The following is a 6142-nucleotide window of genomic DNA, read 5'->3' on the forward strand; positions in this document are numbered from 1 at the left end:
CAAAAGTAGCGCTCTCCTTACTAGAAGATTGTCAGATCAAATTACCTAGAACCCAGAAAAGAAACAGAGCTGCATTCAACCCTGCTTTCAGAGAAGAATTACTCAAGGTTTAAATGCGATTGCCCTGGCTGTTCTCATTCTGTTCATTGCATTAAAAAATTGTGTTAGTCATTGATTCATTCGTCCGTTGTTCCAGGCGGTGGAAGGAGTGCCAGCCTGTTACAGTTCGTTGGGTGCGATGGGCGTCGGCACTACATTCTTCACCGGCCTGGTCGACTGCAGATAGGCAAATATTGCCTCCAACTCTTCATCGCTCAGGTGGCGGTAGTTGGGCCAGGGCATGGGAGGTAGCAACATGCGTCCATTCTCCAATCCCTTGTATTTCCCCTGCGTCATCGCCCGCTTGAACTGTTCCAGCGACCAGCTGCCGATGCCCGTTGCGTCGGAAGTTAGATTGCCCGCAAAGGATACGCCCCAGGGACCTACTGCATTGGTGTTGTGCATACCAAAAAGCACCCAGTTGCTTAGCTCACTTTTATCCACCGGTGGCAACGGCATATCTGACGGGTGGCCGCTGAGGAGCCTTTCCGGATCAGGTATGGGCCCCTGCTCGGTAAACACTTTTGGCGAATGGCAGTCGTTGCAACCCATGATGTCGACCAGGTGAGCGCCCTTAAGGACTACCTCTTCCCGGGAAATAGGGACGACGACAGCTGAGGTTTCTTCCTCTCTCGGTTGGGCTGTTGAACAGCCCTGATGGATAGCAACCACGCCTGTGATCAGGCATAGTGCTGCTGATAGAAATTTGTGTTTCATTTTGACTAATTGATTAATAAAAGATGGTGGTTTGATTAAAGCTTAGCGCTGTTCAACCCCGGCACGATATACTGGAAGCCCAGCACCGGATTGAAGTTACGTTTCAGGTAAGGGTTCCCTTCGAGCCATCCGGCTGTTTTGCCGGTTACGTCGAGCGTGAGGGCCAGGCGGTCGGCAACGGCGTAGGCCACGCCCCATTTGATGGCGCCACCCCAGTTGGCTTTGCTTCCGAAGAAGCTGTCCGGTTGCTTCCATAATTTCACTGTGCACGACATGCTGAGTCCCTGGAGCGCATTCAAAGCACGCTGGTAAACGCCAGCCTCCACGCCGTAGTAGGCATCTTTGTAGTTGGCGTAACGATTCACACCCAAAAAATAGCCATCGCCTTTGTAGGTGAAGGGCATATTGAGCGAGATGCTGTTGCCAAAATGGGTAGGAGAGTATTGAACGAAGGGAAGGATTGTCAGCTCCTCATTGATCCGGATCCGATTGACCAGTATGATCGCCGGATTTAAAAAATTGAGGAGCGACAATCGTTTCTGCTTCACCAGGTATTTCTGCGCCTCTTCCGACAGGTCGTGGAAGCCAATGCGGCGGTTCTCGCCCTGGCCGTTGGGGAAGTCGTCACGGTCGTAGTACGACGCATTGGGGTTGAACATGTCGTAGGCCCAGGCGGTGAGGTCGGCACCTGCAAAGTCCCGCTGCGTGGCCTCTTTGTGTTCGAACTCCGGGGCTATCACTTTCACCGAATCGGAATGAATGCTTGTGGCAAAGCGGAAGTAGTTCCACACATAGTGCGCATTGTAGAGGTAAAGCGGTGCTTTGTAGAAGCTGCGCTCATTGTAGAAGTCGTTCATCACGCTGGTTTTGGTGAGCTGCGTTTCGTATTGCACACCCGCCGTGTAGGCATACAGCAGGGCGTTGTTGTCGGTAGCCTTCAGGTTGGCGAGGTCTTCGTCCGACGGGCCATACACGGTACCGTCCCAGCGGTGAAAAATCCAGTTGCCGTTTTTGCTGGCAATGCCTTTAGTGCCAAGTACGGAGCGGTGGTATTCTTCGTGCCCCCATACGCCCAGCGGCAGGGGCAGCTCGCTGCCATACTTGCTGAACAGCAGGCCTGTTGCATAGCTGAAGCCGGTCTGTGTCCATTTCTTATCAAACAGCGCATTGCTGGCAGCATCAATGCCCCAGAAGCTAACGTCGTATACATCGGCGCTCCACTGAAGGGCCTGGTGCATGGAAGGGTAGCGCTGCGGAAGCTGGGTGTTTTGCGGCAAGTCGAGCAGCGGCACCGAAAGTGAGAGCTTTGTTTGTGCCTGAGCCACTGTTCCCCAGCCGAGGAGCATCAGCCCCATGAGTAAATTCTTTTTCATAATGGTTTTGAGTTTTTTGACTGGCTGATATACGGAGGGAGTTGAAAGCTGATCGTCCGAATTGATCAATTCGGACGCATTGAGACGTGTATTTTATCATTCGTCATTGCGAGGATACTCGCATGAGTTTGAATTGTGTGTACCACATACTAAGTGACGAAGCAATCTTGTTTATTTCGGAGCCCAATTCTAATGACCAAGATTGCTTCGGTCGTTAGATGAGCAGCCACATAGATGACCTTTAGTCAACTCCCTCGCAATGACGCCAAGTAGTATTTAGCCTAATGATGACTTTTATATAGGAACAACCCCCTTGTTGCTTATTTGCCTTTTGCTGCTTGAACATTGGAATTTCCCCGTTGGTATTCCGACGGCGTCATCCCATAGTGTTTCTTAAATACGGCATTAAAGGTGGCCTTGGAGTTGAAGCCTGCGTTGGAGGCGATGCCCAGCAGCGTAAGGTTTTGGTCTTCCTGGCTTTCAAGCTTGTCGGTAAACTCTTTCAGCCGGTACTCATTCACAAAGTCGTAGAAGTTTTTACCAAATACGAGGTTGATAGCTTCCGAAACGTACTGCTTGTTGGACTTCACCTTTGCGCACAAGTCGAGCAGTGTGAGGCCCGCCGTTCGGTAAAGCTTTTCTTCTTCCATTAGCTTTTTGATGTCGCTGGCCAGCTGCCTGTGCTGTTCTGTAACCGGCCTGGCAGCCTCCCGGGCCGACTGGACTTCCGATACTTCTGCAAAGCCTCCTTCTTCAGTTTCTGACTGAAAAATCGCAGGCTGCCGGATGAGCTTGTATGCAGACCAGTAAATAAGGAAAATGACACCCAGGAAATGATAGGGGTAAATGCTGCCAACCACGGGGAGGTTATACTTTCTGGCATAAAACACTGCCACACCTACGCACACAATGGCGAGATTGATCCAAAGAAAATTACCCAGCCACAGGAGCCTGGTTTCCTCAGAGGCAGCATAGTTCAGGATTTTTTTTCTGTAAAGGTTATAGAACCAAAGCGAGGCAGAGAAAAACGTGACATGGAGCACGTTGACCAGCTGGTTGATCAGCCCAAAGTCGTCCTTTACGGAATGGGCAAAGTCTATAATATAGGCCCGTTTCTCACTTGCCGACTGGAGATAGAAGGGCATGTGATAGACCGCCAGTAGTACGAAGGGAACAAAGTAAAGCCATTCCACCAGCGTCGGTTTAAGGGAATACCTTGTGATTCGTCGCACAAAAATGAGAATGATGGGGCCGTAAAGTGACGGAACCAACCAGGTGACATGCAAAAGGTGCGGAAATTGCATAAAGAACTCCTGCCTGTCGTTGGTGACAAGAAACAAGTGGATGGCCAGAAACAACAGTAGAAAACCGAAGAGTCGGGAGCCTCTGATGGCAGAATGAAAAAATAGGTATGTGGCCAGGAGAATAGCCTGGATGCAGCCTGCAAAAAGTAAAATTTGAAGCAGCCCTATATTCATTGTTCAAGAGTGAACCGCAAATATAGCAGAGGGAAGCAAAACACGTAAGGAAGGAAAATTCAGGAAACTTGTGATGAGATTGAGAAGCTGTGAAGCAGCTAGCTTTCGCTTAGCCTCTGCAGGTGAGCAGCCAGTGGTTCCCAAACTTATCGGTGAGTCCTCCAAACCAGGCGCCCCAAAAGGTCTTTCCAACCGGGTGAGTGGCTTGGCCCTGGTAGGACAGTTTCTTAAAGTAGTGCTGAAGCTCCTTTTTGCTGTTGCAGTCTATCAGAATGGACACGGCATTGCCCCGACTCAGGCCGTCTTCGCCCACCATGTCAGTGGCCATGAGCACCAGGTTTTCCTTTGAAAGGGTGGCCTGCAGGATGCACTCTCTCATCTGCTTTGGGAGCTGAGTAGAGGCCGGTGTCCCTGCCACTGTTTCAAGCTGAAGTTCCCCGCCCAGGCAGTCCTTGTAGAAGCTCATCGCCTCCCTGCAGTTGCCATTGAAGGTTAAATATGTAATCAAATGAGCCATTTGTCAGCATTTGTCAACCATACAAAAGTAGCCTTGGGAGCATCGCTTGCCGGGGTGTGAAAACGGCAGTTTGGAGGGTTGATTGCGTCACAAGTAATTCCTACTTTTATCAGGTCAAATTTCATCCCAATGAAGAGTATTTCAATCCTTGTTCCTAACTCGGCAGTGATGGAAGCGGTGGCCGATCCCCGCTATATGTTCACCGCCGCCAACCAGTTTTTGCAGGCCGTTGGTAAGGCGCCACTTTTTGAAGTGCAACTGGTGGGCGCTACAAAGGACGTGAAGCTGCACGATGGCGCTTTCTCTGTCCATACCGACAAGCTGATGAAGGATGTTGACAAAACTGACCTGATTGTGATCCCCGCTTTGTTTGGCGACATGAAACAGGCGGTGGAAGTCAACAAAGAAGCTATTCCATGGCTGGTGAATAAATACAATGAGGGCACAGAAATAGCCTCGCTTTGTGTGGGGGCATTCCTGCTGGCGTCCACCGGCTTGCTGGAAGGCAAACGCTGCTCTACCCACTGGGCATTTGCCAACGAGTTTCGGGAAACGTTTCCCGATGTGGAACTGGTAGATGGCAGCATTATTACTGAAGAGCATCGGCTGTACTCCAGCGGTGGTGCTAATTCCTATTGGAACCTGCTGCTGTACCTGCTGGAAAAATACACAGATCGGGACACAGCCATTCTCGCTGCCAAATACTTTGCCATCGACATCGACAGAGAAAGCCAGTCGGCTTTTATGATGTTCAATGGACAGAAGGATCACAACGACCCGGAAGTGAAGAAAGCCCAGGACTTTATTGAGGACAATTCAGCTGAGCGAATCACCGTCGATCAGCTGGTGGATATGTTCGCCGTCAGCCGCCGGAGCTTTGAGCGCCGGTTCAAGAAGGCTACCAACAACACCATTGTGGAGTACATACAACGGGTGAAAGTAGAGGCCGCCAAACGCAGCTTTGAAAAGAGCCGCAAAAACATCAACGAGGTCATGTATGACGTGGGATATACCGATACAAAGGCATTCAGAACAGTATTCAAGCGAATCACGGGACTTACGCCCATTGAGTACAGGAACAAGTACTATAAGGAGCCGGTGTTGGTTTAGAGGGGCCCGCCTACGCCAGAGGCTTCGGCGGGCGAAGAAGTCGGAAGACCGGAGACGGAAGATGACCAGGCGTCGGTACGGCTGGCAGGTCTGGGCGATGGAGCCGTCAGCCGCCGGGTAGGGAGAAAGAAGTGGGAGTTTGAAGACCGGAGGCTGAAGAACCCTTAGTGTCTTTGTGCCTTCGTGGCCATATCGAAGAGCGAAGTGATCCACCTGCGCCAAAAGCTTAGGCGGGCAAGGGAATCAGGCGTCGGTACGGTAGCGGAGCCGGAGCGATGGCAACCGTCAGCCGCCGGGTAGAGAGAAAGACGTGGGTAAAGCCCATGGTGAAACCAGCGGCAAGCTGGGAGCATTGAGCAAAGCGCTGTTCAAAACTATACCGCCGTTTCAGGACTTTGATGTATGCGAGCCCTGAAAGGACGTAATAAACCTAGGATGGTGGTGAATCCACATCCTGATGAAGGAGGCAAAAGCCAGCCGCCGGGAGAGGAAGAGATTAGGGAGTGAAGAAACACTTTGCTTAGCGTCTTCGTGCCTTCGTGGCAAATCTAAAAGAATGCCAACCCGTTCGCCAGAGTTACTTTGAACCAACCTTGTACACAGTGGCATACAATCGGGCGTCAATGGTATGTGCTGCCGAATGTTTTTTAACCCGGAATTGTCATTAGGAATTAGGACGGAGCAAAAGGCCAGTTGAAATTTTGGGACTCTGTCCAGATTACTTCAATCCATTTTCTTCGTTTCATTGCCAGAGAAAGGTTGAGTATTTTCTGACTGCCGGATTTGGTTATATAGCCCCCAATAGCAAAGATTTTATACCTGAGTGTTTTGAGTTGATGGAGCTTGTC

At 50.7% G+C, this 6142-nt stretch carries 5 protein-coding genes; 1 reads left to right on the forward strand and 4 read right to left on the reverse strand.

The window, feature by feature from the left end; all coding sequences use genetic code 11:
- Positions 1–219 precede the first annotated feature (219 nt).
- The 4 genes from GC130_RS25370 to GC130_RS25385 form a co-directional block, all read right to left on the reverse strand.
- Positions 220–816: a diheme cytochrome c-553 gene (locus GC130_RS25370; protein ID WP_152001182.1), complete on the reverse strand. Its 597-nt coding sequence runs from the start codon at positions 814–816 to the stop codon at positions 220–222.
- Between the two features lie 35 nt (positions 817–851).
- Complete coding sequence (locus GC130_RS25375; RefSeq protein WP_152001183.1) at positions 852–2189, reverse strand: hypothetical protein; 1338 nt, start codon at positions 2187–2189, stop codon at positions 852–854.
- 320 nt (positions 2190–2509) lie between these two features.
- Positions 2510–3667: an AraC family transcriptional regulator gene (locus GC130_RS25380; RefSeq protein ID WP_152001184.1), complete on the reverse strand. Its 1158-nt coding sequence runs from the start codon at positions 3665–3667 to the stop codon at positions 2510–2512.
- A 109-nt stretch (positions 3668–3776) separates the two neighbouring features.
- A complete protein-coding gene (locus GC130_RS25385; RefSeq protein WP_152001185.1) occupies positions 3777–4184 on the reverse strand; it encodes a VOC family protein in 408 nt (135 codons plus the stop codon).
- A gap of 129 nt (positions 4185–4313) precedes the next feature.
- On the opposite strand from GC130_RS25385, the gene GC130_RS25390 reads away from it, so the two are divergent.
- Positions 4314–5294, forward strand: coding sequence for a GlxA family transcriptional regulator (locus tag GC130_RS25390; protein ID WP_152001186.1), 981 nt, complete (start codon positions 4314–4316; stop codon positions 5292–5294).
- Positions 5295–6142: the final 848 nt, after the last annotated feature.

Origin of the sequence: Imperialibacter sp. EC-SDR9 (assembly GCF_902498805.1) — a bacterium.
GTDB lineage: Bacteria > Bacteroidota > Bacteroidia > Cytophagales > Cyclobacteriaceae > Imperialibacter.